Raw genomic sequence first — 16641 nt, 5'->3', positions numbered from 1 at the left:
AAACGGAGCCGGATGGAATTCCATCCGGCTCCGCCGACGGGATGTCGTATGTGCCGATGCGTACCGGGCCGCTCAGGTCGGACTCAGACCGGGCTCAGACCGGGCTCAGCCCAGCCCCGGTCAGACGTCGAGCTGGTCGGCCACCGCGCGCAGCATGCCCGCGATCTTGTGGCCATGTGCCTTGTCCGGATAGCGGCCGCGCTCGAGCTGCTGCGTCACATTCTCCAGCAGGGTGGTCAGATCCTGGACGATGGACGCCAGCTCATCCGGCTTGCGGCGCTGGGCGGCCGCGACGGAGGGAGTCGGATCGAGAACGGTGACGGACAATGCCTGATCCCCGCGATTTCCGGCCACCACGCCGAATTCGACGCGCTGTCCCGGCTTCAGTGAGTCGACGCCTTCCGGAAGCACCGACGAGTGAACGAAGACGTCGCCACCGTCATCGCGGGAGAGAAAGCCAAAGCCCTTCTCACTGTTGAACCACTTGACCTTGCCGGTAGGCACGTCTGTCTCGTCCTCGTCGCTCGTCGGAAAACACGGAAAAACAGCTCTCGATAGCACTAGAGCGGGTCGTAAGACCCGCCACCACCAAGGCTAATGGTCCCGAGCCTGGTGACAAGACGTACCCGGGTGGTTCCTATGCGCGCTCTGGCACGGATCTACCCTGGTCCGGTGAGTAATGAAACCCCGCACCGCGGCGGCTCCCCCGGCCACCTCCGAGAGGCGCCCCTTCCCGGTGACAAGCTCGTCCGGTCCGGCGTCATCGTTTTCGCCATCGGAGCGGTGGCCACGCTCGTCACCGTCGCACCGCTCTTTCTGGGCGCGGATCCGCTGCCCTCGGTGGCGTACTTCGTATGCATGCTGATGGGCGTCGGCTTCGCGCTCGCCGCCGTCGGGCTGCTGCGCTCCATCGCGGCACAGCGGCGGGAGGCCGCGACCGCCGCCCGGGTGTCGCGGCCACCCGTACCGCCGTCCGGGTGAACCGGGTGAACCGGGCGGCTCAGCCCGCCGTGCGATCACCTATGTGACCCGACAGCCAGGCCGGGAACGCCGTCAGATCGTCCAGCACGACATCCGCGCCGGCCGCGAGCAGCTCGTCCTTCGCGCAGGGCCCGGTGGCGACCGCCACGGACAGCGCACCGGCCGTACGGGCGCCCCGTACGTCACCCGTGTGGTCCCCGACGTACACCGTCGCCCCGTACTCCCGCAGCGCCTCCGCCTTGGCCTCGGCCCACAGCCAGCCGATCACCGCGTCCGCCTCGATGCCCAGGTGGCTCAGGTGCAGCTTGGCGTTGGGCTCGTGCTTCGCGGTGACGACGATGGCCCGGCCGCCCGCCCGCCGCACGGCCTCGATCGCCTCCCGCGCGCCCTTCATGGCCGGGGTGGGCGCTATCGCGTACTCCGGGTAGAGCTCGCGGTAGAGGTCGCCCATCTCCTCGATGCGCTCATCGGGGAACCAGTGCACCAGTTCCTGCTCCAGCGGCGGGCCGAGCCGGGTGATGGCGAGGTCGGAGTCGATGTAGGTGCCGGTCCGGGCCGAGAGCGCCTCGTACGCCGCCTTGATGCCCGGCCGGGAGTCGATGAGGGTCATGTCGAGGTCGAAGCCGACGGTGAGAGCGGAGTGCGAAGACATGCCCGCCATTGTGCCTTGGCCCACCCCATACACTTAGCCTCGCCTAACTTCGTAGCGACGAGCGAACGGACGCGATGACCGCCGACCGGACCAGCAACCGCCCTCCCAGAGCACCCCTGGTCCACGACTCCCCGGTCCACGACTCCCCCGTCCGCGACTCCCCGGTCCACGACTCCACCGTCCGCGCCTCCCCGGCCCGCACCGCACCCGTCCGCGCCTCCCTGGTCCGCCGCCGCCTCGGCTGGACGGCCGCGGCCGTCGTCGCCCTGCTGCTCGCCGTTCTGCTGAGCCTCGCCGTGGGCAGCCGCCAGATCGCGCCGAGCGCGGTCCTGGACGCGCTGCTGCACGGCGGTTCCAGCGACGCCGCCGACATCGTGCGGTCCCTGCGGCTGCCGCGCACCCTCATCGGGCTGATGGTCGGCGCGGCGCTCGCCATGGCGGGCACCGTGATGCAGGGCGTCACCCGCAATCCGATCGCCGACCCCGGCATCCTCGGCATCAGCCAGGGCGCCTCGGTGGGCGTGGTGCTCGCGATCGCCTTCGCCGGGGTGCACACGCTCAGCGGCTATGTCTGGTTCGCCTTCGCGGGCGCGGGGCTGGCGTCGGTCGCCGTCTACGCCATCGCCACCAGCGGGCGAGGCGGCGCGACCCCGGTCAAACTCGCGCTCTCCGGCGCCGCGATCAACGCCCTGCTGGTGTCCGTGACGACGGGCGTGCTGACGACGAAGGCGGCGGCCCTGGACGAGTTCCGCTTCTGGCAGATCGGCTCGCTCGCCGGGCGTGACACCGGGATCGTCGGCCAGATCTGGCCGTTCCTGCTGGTCGGCACGGTGCTGGTGATCGCGGTGGCACGCGGTCTTGACGCGCTGGCGCTCGGCGAGGACGTCGCGAAGGGGCTCGGCCAGAACGTGGCGGCCGTACGGATCGTCGCGGCCCTCGGCGCCACGATCCTCACCGGCGTCGGGGTGGCCGCCGCCGGTCCGCTCGCGTTCATCGGCCTCGCGGTCCCCCATATCGCCCGCGCGATCGTCGGCACCGGCCACCGCTGGGTGCTGCCGATGGCCGCCCTGATCGGCCCGGTGATGCTGCTGGTCTCGGATGTGGTGGGCCGGGTCGTCTTCCCGCCGAGCGAGGTCCCGGCGGGCGTGATGACCGCGCTGATCGGGGTGCCGTTCCTGGTCACGCTGGTGCGCCGGAAGGCGGTGGCCGCGTGAGCGCGACGGAGAGCCGTACCGACGTCCGTACGGTCCGCCCGGCCGGGTACGGCCTGATCCGCGTCAAGAGCAACCTGATCCGTAGCAAGGGCAACGGGCCCGGCGGACGTGGCGGATCGTTCCTGCTGCACCGCCGCTCGGCCCTCGTCGCGATCGGGCTGGCCCTGGCCACCGCCGCCGTCTGTGTGACGTATCTATGCGTCGGCGAGAGCTTCGTCGGCCCCGGCGGCGCCGTGAAGGCCGTTCTGCACACCCAGTGGGGCCTCGGTCCGGCCACCCCGAACGACCTCGTCGTCGGCACGCTGCGGCTGCCCCGGATGACGCTCGGCCTGATGGTCGGCGCCGCCTTCGGCATCGCGGGCGCGCTGATCCAGACGGTGGCCCGCAACCCCCTCGCGAGCCCCGACATCATCGGCGTCAGCCAGGGCGCGAGCGCGGTGACCGTGGGCGCGATGACCTACGGGGTCGCCTCCTACGCCGTTCTGCCGTACCTCTCCGTACTCGGCGGTCTCGCCGCCGCCGGGCTGGTGTACGTCTTCGCCTGGCGCGGCGGGCTCCAGGCGGCCCGCTTCGTGCTCATCGGCATCGGCTTCGCCGTCGCGCTGCGCTCGATCACCCACCTCTTCCTGACCAAGGGCGACTATCTGGTGGCCCAGCAGGCGAAGGTGTGGATGACCGGTTCGCTCAACGGACGCGGCTGGAACGAGGCCGCTCCGCTCGGCTGGGCGCTGCTGGTGCTGCTGCCGGGCGTGCTGTGGGCGGCGCGGGCGCAGCGCACGGTGTCCATGGACGACGACACGGCGACCGCGCTGGGCGTACGGCTCGGGCGGGTGCGGCTGGGCCTGGTGGCCCTCGGCGTCGTCCTCGCGTCGATGGCGACGGGCGCGGCCGGCCCGGTGGACTTCGTGGCCCTGCTCGCCCCGCAGATCGCCCGCCGGATGACCAGGACCGCCCAGATCCCGCTGCTGTGCTCGGCCCTGATCGGAGCCTTCATCGTCGTCACCGCCGATCTGCTGGCCCGCAAGCTGTTCGCGCCGACCGAACTGCCGGTGGGTGTGCTGACGGCCGCGGTCGGCGCCCCGTATCTGATCCACCTGCTGCTGTCTTCCGGAGGACGCGGCCGTAAGGGAGGCACCGCCGCATGACCGCTTCGGCGTCCACAACGGGAGGAACGAGCCCGGAGGCAGGACCGGCGGAAGCCGCCGCCGCGAACCGGCCGAACCGGCTCACCGCACGCGAGCTGACCCTCGCGTACGAGGACCGCACCGTCGTGGACGGGCTGGACCTGGAGATACCCGACGGCGAGGTCACGGTCATCGTCGGCCCCAACGCCTGCGGCAAGTCCACCCTGCTGCGCGCCCTGGGGCGGCTGCTGCGGCCGCGCGGCGGCGCCGTGCTCCTCGACGGCACGGATCTCTCGCGCATCCCGACGAAGAAGATCGCCCAGTCCGTGGGGCTGCTTCCGCAGACCCCGGTCGCGCCCGAGGCGATCACCGTCGCCGATCTCGTCTCCCGTGGCCGCCAGCCGCATCAGCGGTGGTGGCAGCAGTGGTCGGAGGAGGACGAACGGGCCGTCACGGACGCCATGGAGCGCACGGATGTGACGGCGCTCGCCGACCGCCCGGTGGACGAGCTGTCGGGCGGGCAGCGGCAGCGCGTATGGATCGCGATGGCGCTCGCGCAGGAGACCGACCTGCTGCTGCTGGACGAGCCGACGACGTACCTGGACATCTCCCACCAGGTGGAGGTGCTGGACCTGGTCCGCCAGCTCAACCACGAACGCGGCCGTACGGTCGTCGCCGTCCTGCACGACCTCAACCAGGCCGCCCGCTACGCCGACCATCTGATCGCGATGAAGGGCGGCGGCGTCGTGGCACGCGGCCGCCCGGGGGACGTCGTCACGGCGGAGCTGGTGCACGAGGTCTTCGGCCTCGACTCGGTGGTCGTCCCGGACCCGGTGACCGGCAGCCCCCTGGTCGTCCCGGGCGCGCCCTGGCAGGCCGCGCGAGGCTGAGCGCGCCCACGCGAGGCTGAGCGCGCCCGGGGGCGCGAGACGGAGCGCGCCCGAGACTCAGCACGCCCGGGGGCGCGAGGCTGAGCGCGCCCGGGGCCGGCGCCCGGTGTCAGCCCTTGCGCTTGGCGGCGCGCCAGAGCAGGAAGAGCACCGAGGCGATGGCCGCGCCCCGGACGACATAGGGCCAGGTCTCGGTCAGGGCGTCCTTCCAGCCGTGTTCGGGGATCGCCTCGCCCCACTTGTGGTCGGCGCGGCCGTACAGCCAGATCGCGGCCCCGGCCGCGACCAGGCCGGGCATGCCCAGGGCGGCCCACTTGGCCTCCGCCGGGGAGCGGCGGTAGGTGCTGTAGTACGCGATCACCCAGCCGAACGCGATCGGGATGATGTTGCCCAGGGCGGCGCCCGCCACGAGGAGCGCGACCGCCACCAGCAGCACCGGGCCGAGCCCGGACAGCCATGTGGGGACGCCGCCCCCGCCCGCGGGCTGATCGGCCGCCTTACCCGCCTTACCGGGCCCGAGCAGCACACGGCGCAGCCCGCTCCGCGGCTTGCCTCCGGCCTCCGCCTTCTTGGCCTCGGCCTTCGCCTTCGCCTCCGCGGCGGCCTCGGCCTCGGCGGCGGCCTTCTCCTCCGCCGCCTTCTCCTCGGCCTCGCGCCGCTCCTGGCGCTCCTGCTCGGCCGACTTGCCCTTACCGAGCAGTTCGGGGATCTCGATCCCGCCGGTGAACCCCTCGACCGCGCCGTACTGCGCGTCGCGCTGCTCGGGCTGGGCGAACGGGCCCGGCTCGACGTGCCACCAGTCCATGTCGGACTCGCCCGGACCCAGTTCGTCCTCGCCCGCGAGGTGCGGGGGCGAGGCGACGTTGGACGGGGGTGTGGCGGGGGCGGCGGGCCTCGGCTTGATCAGGGAGGGGGCGCCGTCGCCCGGGGCGGGGCCGTTCCCGTTCCGGCCGGTGCCGGGCGCCCCCGGGCCGTCCTCCTCGCGCGGGGCGGGCACCTTACCGGTGAGACCGCTGCTCTTGGCGAGCCCGGCCAGCTTGTCCCGGGCCGCCCGCGCCGCCCCGGCGGGCCCTCGCGGCGGCGCACCGCCGCCCGGACCGCTGCCCTCCGTACTGGGCGCACCACCCATGCCCCCCGATCCCGGGTCGGGGTCCCGGCCGCCCGCGGCGGCCACCACTTCGGCCGGTGAGCCCAGTCTGGACAGGATCCGCTTCACCCCGGCCGGGCTGTCCGCCCCTCCGGTGGCGGTGGCCCGGCGATGGTCGATATCGGCCCGGAGCCCGGAGACCAGCCGCATACGTTCACCGGACGACAGACCCTGTTGCTGAGCCAGGTCCCCGACACGGCTCAGATAGTCGTAGACGAGCTTCTCGCTCTCGATCCCCACCAAGACCCCTGAGAATGCGCACCGTCGGCGTATCAATCGGCTCCGACGGTACCGCGCGGAACCGGAATCCCGCCGCATCCCCTGCGTCCCGCACCCCGCGGGTACTGTGGATCGAATGAGCAGTTCATGGAATCGAGAGGGCTGACATGCCCGAAGAGACCAGCTCGCGCAACCGGGAGGCATGAGTTGCCCGCAGACACCGGCTACGGGGACAGCGGTCCGCAGGATCGCGTCCCCCGGGGCGGCGGCCCACGAGACGACGGCCACGGCGACCGCGGCCGCGGGGCGCCGCGCACCCTCGCCGAGGAGCTGCGCACCCGGCCCGACGACGCCCTCGCCGCCCTGCTGCGCGCCCGCCCCGATCTGCTCTCCCCGGTCCCGAACGACCTCACCCAGCTCGCCACCCGGGCGGGCACCCGCGCCTCGGTGGTACGAGCCGTGGAGCGCCTCGACCGATTCGCGCAACAGACCGCCGAGGCCCTGGCCGTCGCGCCCGACCCCTGCCCATACGAGACCCTGCGGGACCTGATGACGGGCGACGAGGGCCCGGAGGCGGCCGGGGGCCCACAGGGGGCCGGGGGTCCGCAGGGGGCCGGGGGTCCGCAGGGGGCCGGGGGTCCACAGGGGGCCAGGGGCCCGGAGGCGGCCGGGGGCCCGGAGCAGGCCGGAGGCCCACAGGGAGCCGAGGGTCCGGAGCAGGCCAGGGGTCCGGAGGCGGCCGAGGGTCCACAGGAGGCCGGGGGCCCACAGGAGGCCGGGGGCCCACAGGAGGCCGGGGGCCCGGAGCAGGCCGGGGAGCCGCAGGGGGCCAGGGGCCCGGAGGCGGCCGGGGGCCCGGAGCAGGCCGGAGGCCCACAGGGGACTGGGGACGCCCGCGACGCGGAGGAACTCCGGGGTTCCGGGGACGCCGTGGGCCCCGGCGACGCTCGGGATCCAAGGGACGCCCGTAGTGCCGGGGGCACTCAGGCCCCGGGGACCACCTCAGCCGCCGGGACCACCCCGGGCGTCGGCGCCACGTCAGACACCGGGGCCGCGCAGGGGCCCGGGTCCACCTCACCCGCTGGGCCCGCCTCACCCGCGGGGACCGCCTCACCCGCTGGGCCCGCCTCACCCGCGGGGACCGCCTCGGCCACCGGAACCACCGGAACCACCGGAACCGCCTCGGCCGCCGCGACCGCCCCCGACGCCAGGACCACCCCAGGCGTCGGCGCCCCGCTGAGTGCCGAGGAACGGGCCGCGATCGTCGCCGAGTTGCCGCGGGCCGTGGCCACCCTTCGCGAGCAGGCCCTGATCTGGGGTGGGGACGATCGGCTTCGGCTCGTCCGGACCGCTCGGGAGCTGCTCGCCCCCTCGCCCACCTCGCCCTCCCCCACCGGGCTCGGCCCGACCGTGCAGGAGGCCACGTCCGGGATGTCGCCGGGGCGGCTCCAGGAGCTGCTGGCGGCGGCCGGGCAGTCGCCCACCCACGACCCCGTCACGGCGGCCGCGGCCCTGGCCGGGCTGTTCCGGGACCGCGCCCGGATGGCGGCGCTGCTCGACGGGGCGCCGGCGGGCGCGGCGGCCGTGCTGGCCAAGCTGACCTGGGGGCCGCCGTACGGGGAGGCGTCCGTCGTCTCGCCCACCCCGCCCGTCGGCTGGCTGCTGGACCACGGGCTGCTGCTGCCGTCCGGCCCGCGCAATGTCGTACTGCCCCGCGAGGTCGCCCTGCATCTGCGCCACGGCCGGGCGCACCGCGCCCCCGAGCCGTTCGCCCCGCCGCTCTCGCCCACCGCCGACCACGATCCACAGGTTGTGGACAACACCGCCGCGGGCCAGACCTTCACCGCCCTGGCCACCGTCGAGGAGCTGCTGGGGCAGTGGGAGACCGCCGGTCCGCCCGTCCTGCGCGCGGGCGGGCTGAGCGTCCGCGACCTCAAGCGGACCGCCGTGGCGCTCGACGTGTCCGAACCGGTGGCCGCCTTCTGGATCGAGCTGGCGTACGCGGCCGGGCTGGTGGCCTCCGACGGCGAGCCCGACGAGCGCTACGCCCCCACCCCCGCCTACGACGACTGGCTGCGGCTGCCCGCCGAGGAGCGCTGGGCCCGGCTCGCCGCCGCCTGGCTGCCCGCGACCCGTACATCGGGCCTGGTGGGTGGCCGCGACAGCAGGGGCCGCACCCTCGCCGCGCTGGGCCCGGAACTGGACCGCTCCCCGGCCCCCGAGGTCCGCCGCCGGGTCCTCGAACTCCTGGCCACCCTGCCGCACGGTGCCGCGGCCGCCCCCGACGTCCTGCTGGCCCGGCTGCGGTGGGAGCGGCCGACCGGCCACCGCGGGGCCCCGGCCCCCACCGCGGCCACCCCCGGTGCGGCCACCCCTTCCGGGTCCGCCCCCGGGACCTTCCCGTCCGGGCCCGCCCCCGGAGCCGCCCCCGGGGCCGCCCCCGGGGCCGCCTCCACCGCCGCCTCGCCCACCGCCGCCTCGCCCACCGGCGAGGACCTGCGCTCGCGGCTGGCCCGCTGGGCCGTCACCGAGGCCGAAATGCTCGGGGTCACCGGCCGGGGCGCGCTCTCCTCGCACGGCCGCGCCCTGCTGGAACGCCACCCGGACGAGCCGACGGCCGCCGAGAGCGACCTCGCGTCCGCACAGGCCGCCCGGCTGCTCGCGCCGCTGCTCCCCGAGCCCCTCGCCCATGTCCTGCTCCAGGCCGACCTGACCGCCGTCGCGCCCGGCCCGCTGGAACGGCCGCTCGCCGAGACCCTGGGCATCCTCGCCGACGTCGAGTCCAAGGGCGGCGCGACCGTCTACCGCTTCACACCCGAGTCCGTACGCCGCGCGCTGGACGCCGGGCGGACCGCCGACGATGTGCACACCTTCCTCGCCGCGCACTCCCGCACCCCGGTGCCCCAGCCGCTCACCTACCTCGTGAACGACGTGGCCCGTAAGCACGGCCGACTGCGCATCGGCGCCGCCTCCGCGTATCTGCGCTGCGACGACGACGCGCTGCTCGCCGAGATCCTCGCCGACCGCCGTTCGGCGGGGCTGCGGCTGCGCCGGCTCGCCCCCACCGTGCTGGCCGCCCAGGCGCCGCCGGACACGCTGCTGGAGGGGTTGCGGGCGATGGGGTACGCCCCGGCCGCCGAGTCCGCCGAGGGCGATGTGCTGGTCAGCCGGGCCGAAGCCCAGCGCACTCCGCCTCGTAAGCCGCCCGCCCCGGTCCCGGAGGGCCCGCCGGTGCCCGACGCCACCCTGCTGGGCGCGGCGGTGCGCGCCATCCGCGCCGGGGACCTCGCCGCGACCGCGCCCCACAAACCGGCGGCCGCGGCCGGAGCGGGGGCGGGCCCGGAGGCCGGATCCGGCTCACGGCCCGGTGCCGGTGCCGGATCCGCCACCAGTGGCGACCGGCTGCCCCGCACCACCTCCGCCGACACCCTCGCCACCATGCAGGCCGCGGCCCTGACCGGCTCCAACGTCTGGATCGGCTACGTCAACGCGAACGGCGCGGCCACCCAGCGCGTGATCGCCCCGGTCCGGGTCGAGGGCGGCTTCGTCACGGCGTACGACCACACGGCCGACGAGGTCCGTACCTACCCCCTGCACCGCATCACGGGCGCCGCCGAACTGGCCGAGGACGCCACCTAGGCCGAAATCAGCCTGGGGCGGGGCGGGGCCACGGCGCGTAGGGACGGCTCACGCCGCGGGCGGTGCCTCGGTCCCGCGCCGGGTCCACCGGTGCCACCAGTGGCGGCGACGGGGGTGGAGGGCGTGGCCCAGCCAGCGGCCGACCACGACATAGCCGATCAGCGCGCCCGAGGTGTTGAGGATGACGTCGTCGATGTCGAAGGCCCGGCCCTCGACGATGAGCCCCTGAACGGTCTCGACGGCCACCATCACCAAGGCCGTCACCACGACCACCCGCACCGCGCCCCGCGCCTTCGGCACCAGCATCGGCAGCAGCACCCCGAAGGGCGCGCCGAGCAGCACATTGCCGCCGATCTGCTTCACCGTGTCCTGGAAGGCGGGCTGGTCGACGTAGGCGCGCAGCGAGCGTCCCGGACGCAGATTGGTGTGGACGAGGTCGACGGAGCCGGGTGAGGGCACGAGCGTGGCCTTGGCGAGCGCCGCCGCGAAGCCGACCATGCAGACGAACGCCAGGAGCAGCACCATCGCCCGTGCGACGCGTGCGCCGAACGAGGTGCGCTGCAGCAGCGCCTTCTCGGGGGCGGCCTGGGGCTCGGGGGCCTTGGTGGTCCGGCCCGTGGTGGGCCGGGCCTTCGCGGTCGGCGTCTTCGCGGTCTGCGACTTCGCGGTCCCGGGCCCCTTCGCGGACTGGGCCCCCGCAGCCCGTGCCTTCGCGGTCGGCGACTTCTCGCTCTGCGTCTTCTCGCTCTGCGTCTTCGCGGTCGGCGTCTTCGCGGTCGGCGACTTCGCGGTCCCGGGCCCCTTCTTCTGACCGCCCGCCGCCTTCTTCCGGCCCTGCCCGCTCGCCTTCTTCCGGCCCCCCGTCGTCCGGGACCCCGCCTGCGGCTTCTTCTCCGCCGTCCGCTCTACCGTCGTCCTCTTGTCCGCCGTCCGCCGGATCTCCCATCCAGCGATGCTGATCACAGGGACTCGCCTCCCGCCCATGGCTCTGTCGCCGCCGCTCCGTCGGTCCGTTTCCGTCTTCGCCGCTTGCCCGTAGCCGCCCGGAGTATCCCTGTGGCTCTCCGCCACGCCTCCTCGATGGGGGACACTGGTTCTTTGGCCGGCCAGCACGAAAGGACCCAGGCGCGTGAATGGACCCCTCATCGTCCAAAGCGACAAGACGCTCCTGCTCGAGGTGGATCACGAGCAGGCGGACGCCTGCCGCCGCGCCATCGCGCCCTTTGCCGAGCTGGAGCGAGCGCCCGAGCACATCCACACCTACCGGGTGACCCCGCTCGGGCTGTGGAACGCCCGCGCCGCCGGGCACGACGCCGAGCAGGTCGTGGACGCCCTCGTGGCGTACTCCCGCTACCCCGTCCCGCACGCCCTCCTCGTGGACGTCGCGGAGACCATGGCCCGGTACGGGCGGCTGCGGCTGCTCAAGCACCCCACCCACGGGCTGGTCCTGGAGACCAGCGACCGCCCGATCCTCGAGGAGATCCTGCGGTCGAAGAAGATCCAGCCGCTGGTCGGCGCCCGGATCGACCCGGAGACCGTCGTCGTCCACCCCTCCGAGCGCGGCCAGATCAAGCAGACGCTGCTGAAGCTGGGCTGGCCCGCCGAGGACCTGGCCGGCTATGTGGACGGCGAGGCGCACCCCATCGAGCTGCGCGAGGACGGCTGGGCGCTGCGGCCGTATCAGACGCAGGCCGTGGAGGGCTTCTGGCACGGCGGCTCGGGCGTCGTCGTGCTGCCCTGCGGCGCCGGAAAGACGCTGGTCGGGGCGGGTGCGATGGCCACCGCCAAGTCGACCACGCTGATCCTGGTCACCAACACCGTCTCCGCCCGCCAGTGGAAGCACGAGCTGGTGCGCCGCACCTCGCTCACCGAGGACGAGATCGGTGAGTACAGCGGTACGCGGAAGGAGATCCGCCCGATCACCATCGCCACGTACCAGGTGCTCACCACCAAGCGGAAGGGCATCTATCCGCACCTCGAGCTGTTCGACTCCCGCGACTGGGGCCTGATCGTCTACGACGAGGTGCATCTGCTGCCCGCGCCCGTCTTCAAGTTCACCGCCGATCTGCAGGCGCGGCGGCGGCTCGGGCTCACGGCGACGCTCGTCCGGGAGGACGGCCGGGAGTCCGATGTCTTCTCCCTCATCGGGCCGAAGCGCTTCGACGCGCCCTGGAAGGAGATCGAGGCGCAGGGCTACATCGCACCCGCCGACTGTGTCGAGGTCCGGGTCAATCTGACCGAGACCGAGCGGCTGACGTACGCGACCGCCGAGACCGAGGAGAAGTACCGCTACTGCGCCACGACCGACTCCAAGCGGCGGATCACCGAGGCGCTGGTCGCCCGGCACAAGGGGCAGCAGACGCTGGTCATCGGGCAGTACATCGACCAGCTCGACGAGTTGGGCGAGCATCTGGACGCGCCCGTCATCAAGGGTGAGACCACCAACGCCCAGCGGGAGAAGCTGTTCGACGCCTTCCGGGAGGGCGAGCTGTCGGTGCTCGTCGTCTCGAAGGTCGCCAACTTCTCCATCGACCTCCCCGAGGCCACGGTCGCCATCCAGGTCTCCGGCACGTTCGGCTCCCGCCAGGAAGAGGCCCAGCGGCTCGGCCGGGTGCTGCGCCCGAAGGCCGACGGCCATCCGGCGGTCTTCTACTCGGTGGTCGCGCGCGACACGATCGACCAGGACTTCGCGGCGCACCGCCAGCGGTTCCTGGCCGAGCAGGGGTACGCGTACCGGATCGTGGACGCCAGCGAACTGCTCGCGGACGAGGACGCCTGACGTACCGGACCATCACCGGTCCCCCATTGACTTCTGTCATGAGGGACTGGTGATGGGCGGCTCTGCCCGTGGTGCGCGCGATGCTCGAGAACTCCCCCCGAGGGCGGCTCCCCCGGCCCCGTCATAATTCATTCGCCTCCCCGACATGCCCTGGCTACAATCGCCGGTCTTGCCGCCTCCCGCGTTCCGAACGGGGAGAGCCGCCGTCCGGACGGAAACCGGTCGGCATCTCGTACCGCGCGCCGCATACGTACCGCGCATCCGTTTTGTGCACTCGCTTGTGTACTCGCTCGCCGGAGGCTACGCCGTGCCCTCGCACGCCCCTGACCAGCTGGACCCCCTCGCGCGGGAGCGCGCCCATCTGACCGCGTCCCGCGCCGCGCTGCGCGCCATGCGCGCCGACGTCGAGGCCCTCGACCTCCGGGACGTCGCCGCGAACTGGGTCAACGCCGAAGCCCTGCACCACCAGGTCAGCGAGCGCATCAAGGCCCTCGCCGACCTCGCCGACACCCCGCTCTTCTTCGGCCGCCTCGACTATCTGCACGCGCCGGGCGCGGCGATTGCGGAGGGCGCCGCGGGGGAGCTCCCCGCCGCCGGAGGCGGCTCGACGGACACTTTTTACATCGGCCGCCGCCATGTGCACGACGCGGACGGCGACCCCATGGTCATCGACTGGCGCGCCCCCGTCTCCCAGCCCTTCTACCAGGCGTCCAAGAAGGCGCCGATGGACATCGGGCTGCGCCGCCGCTTCGGCTACACGGGCGGCGAGTTGACGGCGTACGAGGACGAACGGCTCTCCGACCCCTCCGAGGGGGAGCAGACCAGCAAGCTGCTCCAGTCCGAGATCGAGCGCCCGCGCGTCGGCCCCATGCGGGACATCGTCGCGACGATCCAGCCGGAGCAGGACGAGATCGTCCGCCAGGGGATCGGCGGCACCATCTGCGTCCAGGGGGCGCCGGGCACCGGTAAGACGGCCGTGGGGCTGCACCGGGTGGCGTATCTGCTGTACGCGCACCGCGAGCGGCTGGCCCGCTCCGGCACCCTGGTCATCGGCCCCAACCGCTCCTTCCTCCACTACATCGAGCAGGTCCTGCCCGCCCTGGGCGAGTTGCAGGTGGCCCAGGCGACCGTCGAGGACCTGGTGACCCGGCCGTCCCTGGGCGCGGTGGCGCGGGGCGCCGACTCCGCCGACGCGGCCCGCGTCAAGGGCGACGCCCGGCTGGCCGAGGTGCTGCGCCGCGCCCTGCGCTCGTATGTCACCCGCCCCACCGAGCCGTGCGTCGTGGTGCGCGGCTCACGCCGCTGGCGGGTGCCCGCGTATGAACTCGAGGAGATCGTCGAGGAGTTGCTCACCCGCGACATCCGCTACGGCGCGGCCCGCGAGGCGCTTCCGCGGCGCATCGCGCACACCGTGCTGGTCCGGATGGAGCAGGCGGGCGAGGCGCCCGACGACCGGGTCCAGGACTCGGTGGCCCGTAACCCCGCCGTGAAGGCGGCGGTCAAGGCGATCTGGCCGCCGGTCGACCCGGCCAAGCTGGTGCTGCGGCTGCTCTCCGACGCCGACTTCCTGGCCGAGCACGCGGACGGCGTCCTCGACGCCGACGAGCAGAAGACCGTCCTGTGGGCGAAGCCGGCGCGCGGTGTGAAGTCCGCGAAGTGGTCCCCGGCGGACCTGGTGCTGATCGACGAGGCGGCCGATCTCATCGAGCGCACCCCGTCCCTCGGCCATGTGGTCCTGGACGAGGCGCAGGACCTCTCCCCCATGCAGTACCGCGCGGTCGGCCGCCGCTGCAGCACCGGCTCGGCGACCGTGCTCGGCGACATCGCCCAGGGCACCACCCCGTGGGCGACGGCCAGTTGGGAGGAGGCCCTGATCCACCTGGGCAAGGAGGGAGCGGGGATCGAGGAGCTGACCCAGGGCTTCCGCGTGCCGCGCGAGGTGATCGCGTACGCCTCCCGGCTGCTGCCCGCGATCGCCCCCGGCCTGTCGGAGGCCACCTCGATCCGCGAGGCGGCGGGTGACTTCTCCGTACGGGCCGTGGACCCGGCGGAGCTGGACGCGGCCGTGATCGCCGCCTGCCACGAGGCCCTGCGGCACGAAGGCTCGATCGGGCTGATCGCGGCCGACGCCCGCGTCCCGGCCCTGGCCCAGGCCCTCGACGCGGCGGGCCTGCCCCGCCTCACCCCCGGCGAGGAGACCAGCGCCGAGTCCCGCCTCACCCTCGTCCCGGCGACGCTGGCCAAGGGCCTGGAGTACGACTACGTGGTACTGGACGAACCGGCCGCCGTGGTCGACGGCGAACCCGACGAACGCACGGGCCTGCGCCGCCTGTACGTGGCCCTGACCCGCGCGGTGTCCGGGCTGACGGTGATCCACGGGGCGCCGCTGCCGGAGCGGCTGGCCGCCTGACGTCGCCGGGGGCGGGGCGGGATCCGGCGGTGGCCTGACGGAGATAAGGCGCGGTCCGGCAGCGGCCGCCCGCTCAGGCCACCGGAACCGGTGCGTCCAAGGCCATGCGCCACTGGCCGACCGCGGTGGCGTCCACCGGGCCCGACCAGCCGCCGGGGCGGGCCGCGCCGCCGATGTGGAAGGCGTCGATCCCGGCGGCGCGCAGCGCGGGCAGGTGGTCGAGGCGCAGGCCGCCGCCCGCCATGATGCGCGGCGCATAGCCCGGGGTACCGGTCCGCGCCGCCTCGTCGGTCAGGGTCGGCAGACCATCGTCCACGCCGTGCGCCGACCCGGCGGTGAGATACGTGTCGAGGCCGGGGATATCCGCGAGCCGCTTGCGCAGTCCGTCGCGATCGGCGGCGCGGTCGATGGCCCGGTGGAAGGTCCAGCGGCTCTCGTCCACGCCGCCGCCCGCGCCCACGACCTCGGTCAGCGCGGTCACGGCGGCCAGGTCCACCCCGCCGTCGTCGGTCAGGAAGCCCAGGACGAACTCGTCCGCCCCCTCCGAGTGCAGCGCGACGGCGGCCTCGCACAGCGCGTCGAACGCGTTTCCGGTCGCGAAGCCGTCCGCCGCGCGGAGCATCACCCGCACCGGCAGATCGACGGCCGACCGAACGGCGGCGAAGGTCTCACGGGACGGGGTGAGCCCGTCGGCGGCCATGTCGGTGACCAGTTCGAGGCGGTCCGCCCCTCCGGCCTGTGCGGCGATCGCGTCCGCAGGGGTCAGGGCGATCACCTCGAGCAATGGTCTAGACATGCAGGACAGCTTGCCACACCGTGCAAGAGGGCAAACCGGTACCCCACAATTGGCCCATGCCCGCACCCGGCCGCCACCCGGCCCATGACGCCCTGCTCACCCGCTGGACGGACCTCCTCGCCGACGCCCGCGACACCACGACCCCGTCTCCCGTTCCCTACGGCGAAGACCTCCTGACCCGCTGGGCCGAACCCCAGCGCCGCTACCACACCACCGATCACCTGCTGGCGGTCCTGGACCGGGTGGACGAGCTGTTGGAGCACACCGAGGCCCCCGACCCCGCCGCGATCCGCCTCGCCGCCTGGTTCCACGACGCCGTCTACCTCCCCGACCGCTCCACCAACGAGGAACGCAGCGCCCGCCTCGCCGAACGCGCCCTCCCGGAGGCCGGCGTTCCGGAGCCCCACGTGGCCGAAACCGTCCGCCTCGTCCTCGTCACCCGCGACCACGACCCCGCCGAGGGCGACACCAACGGCGAGGTCCTCTGCGACGCCGACCTCGCCGTCCTGGCGGGCTCCCCCGACGACTACGGCGCCTACGCGGCGGCGGTCCGCGAGGAGTACGGATTCGTCCCCGACGACGCCTTCCGCGAGGGCCGGGCCAATGTCCTCCGCCATCTGCTGGGGCTGTCCCAGCTGTTCCGTACGTCCGTCGGACATCAGCGCTGGGAGGCCGCCGCCCGCCACAACATGGCCACTGAGCTGGAGCTGCTCGGTGCGTGACGGGTGAACTCAGGAATGCGGGGGGCGTCGCACGACGTTGAGCCCGGCATGCCCTCCTCCTCAGCGGA

The 16641-nt window shown here is 73.8% G+C and carries 13 protein-coding genes; 8 read left to right on the top strand and 5 right to left on the bottom strand.

Going from position 1 to position 16641, the window contains the following annotated elements:
* Positions 1 to 120 precede the first annotated feature (120 nt).
* A complete protein-coding gene (locus NP777_RS47745; RefSeq protein ID WP_014177506.1) occupies positions 121 to 504 on the bottom strand; it encodes a cold-shock protein in 384 nt (127 codons plus the stop codon).
* A 168-nt stretch (positions 505 to 672) separates the two neighbouring features.
* Between NP777_RS47745 and NP777_RS47740 the strand changes: the two genes are divergently transcribed.
* A complete protein-coding gene (locus NP777_RS47740; protein WP_308405110.1) occupies positions 673 to 981 on the top strand; it encodes a hypothetical protein in 309 nt (102 codons plus the stop codon).
* A 19-nt stretch (positions 982 to 1000) separates the two neighbouring features.
* Here the strand turns inward: NP777_RS47740 and NP777_RS12865 are convergent, their stop codons facing one another.
* Complete coding sequence (locus NP777_RS12865) at positions 1001 to 1642, bottom strand: HAD family hydrolase (RefSeq protein ID WP_391858492.1); 642 nt, start codon at positions 1640 to 1642, stop codon at positions 1001 to 1003.
* A 65-nt stretch (positions 1643 to 1707) separates the two neighbouring features.
* Here NP777_RS12865 and NP777_RS12860 point away from each other — a divergent pair, with 65 nt between their 5' ends.
* Genes NP777_RS12860 through NP777_RS12850 form a run of 3 tightly spaced genes read left to right on the top strand, consistent with a single transcriptional unit; the run spans position 1708 to position 4861 of the window.
* Positions 1708 to 2847, top strand: coding sequence for a FecCD family ABC transporter permease (locus tag NP777_RS12860; RefSeq protein ID WP_256650264.1), 1140 nt, complete (start codon positions 1708 to 1710; stop codon positions 2845 to 2847).
* A complete protein-coding gene (locus NP777_RS12855) occupies positions 2844 to 3992 on the top strand; it encodes a FecCD family ABC transporter permease (RefSeq protein ID WP_391858491.1) in 1149 nt (382 codons plus the stop codon). Before NP777_RS12860 ends, NP777_RS12855 begins: the two co-directional genes overlap by 4 nt.
* On the top strand, positions 3989 to 4861 hold the full coding sequence (locus tag NP777_RS12850; RefSeq protein ID WP_256650263.1) for an ABC transporter ATP-binding protein: 873 nt from the start codon (positions 3989 to 3991) through the stop codon (positions 4859 to 4861). Before NP777_RS12855 ends, NP777_RS12850 begins: the two co-directional genes overlap by 4 nt.
* Positions 4862 to 4970: 109 nt before the next feature.
* Here NP777_RS12850 and NP777_RS12845 read toward each other — a convergent pair whose 3' ends face one another.
* Complete coding sequence (locus NP777_RS12845; protein ID WP_256650262.1) at positions 4971 to 6248, bottom strand: hypothetical protein; 1278 nt, start codon at positions 6246 to 6248, stop codon at positions 4971 to 4973.
* A 309-nt stretch (positions 6249 to 6557) separates the two neighbouring features.
* Between NP777_RS12845 and NP777_RS12840 the strand changes: the two genes are divergently transcribed.
* Positions 6558 to 9866: a helicase-associated domain-containing protein gene (locus NP777_RS12840; RefSeq protein WP_256650440.1), complete on the top strand. Its 3309-nt coding sequence runs from the start codon at positions 6558 to 6560 to the stop codon at positions 9864 to 9866.
* Positions 9867 to 9914: 48 nt separating this feature from the next.
* Here NP777_RS12840 and NP777_RS48070 read toward each other — a convergent pair whose 3' ends face one another.
* The gene (locus tag NP777_RS48070) at positions 9915 to 10829 is read right to left on the bottom strand and encodes a VanZ family protein (RefSeq protein WP_308405109.1); all 915 of its coding nucleotides are present in this window, start codon (positions 10827 to 10829) and stop codon (positions 9915 to 9917) included.
* Between the two features lie 166 nt (positions 10830 to 10995).
* Between NP777_RS48070 and NP777_RS12830 the strand changes: the two genes are divergently transcribed.
* Both NP777_RS12830 and NP777_RS12825 read left to right on the top strand, forming a co-directional pair.
* Positions 10996 to 12645 (top strand): DNA repair helicase XPB, encoded by a 1650-nt coding sequence (locus NP777_RS12830; RefSeq protein ID WP_256650261.1) that lies wholly within the window; start codon positions 10996 to 10998, stop codon positions 12643 to 12645.
* 307 nt (positions 12646 to 12952) lie between these two features.
* Entirely contained in the window at positions 12953 to 15055 is a 2103-nt protein-coding gene (locus NP777_RS12825; protein WP_256650438.1) for a HelD family protein, read from the top strand.
* Positions 15056 to 15128: 73 nt separating this feature from the next.
* On the opposite strand, the gene NP777_RS12820 is transcribed toward NP777_RS12825, so the two are convergent.
* Positions 15129 to 15851, bottom strand: a complete 723-nt coding sequence (locus tag NP777_RS12820) for a copper homeostasis protein CutC (protein WP_256650260.1) — start codon at positions 15849 to 15851, stop codon at positions 15129 to 15131.
* A 56-nt stretch (positions 15852 to 15907) separates the two neighbouring features.
* Between NP777_RS12820 and NP777_RS12815 the strand changes: the two genes are divergently transcribed.
* Positions 15908 to 16573 (top strand): HD domain-containing protein, encoded by a 666-nt coding sequence (locus tag NP777_RS12815; protein WP_256650259.1) that lies wholly within the window; start codon positions 15908 to 15910, stop codon positions 16571 to 16573.
* The last annotated feature ends 68 nt before the right edge of the window (positions 16574 to 16641 follow it).

The sequence above is a fragment of the Streptomyces rugosispiralis genome (assembly GCF_024505145.1).
Lineage (GTDB): Bacteria > Actinomycetota > Actinomycetes > Streptomycetales > Streptomycetaceae > Streptomyces > Streptomyces rugosispiralis.
Note: the sequence above shows the minus strand (reverse complement) of the source record. Positions and strands in the feature narration are given on the sequence as shown.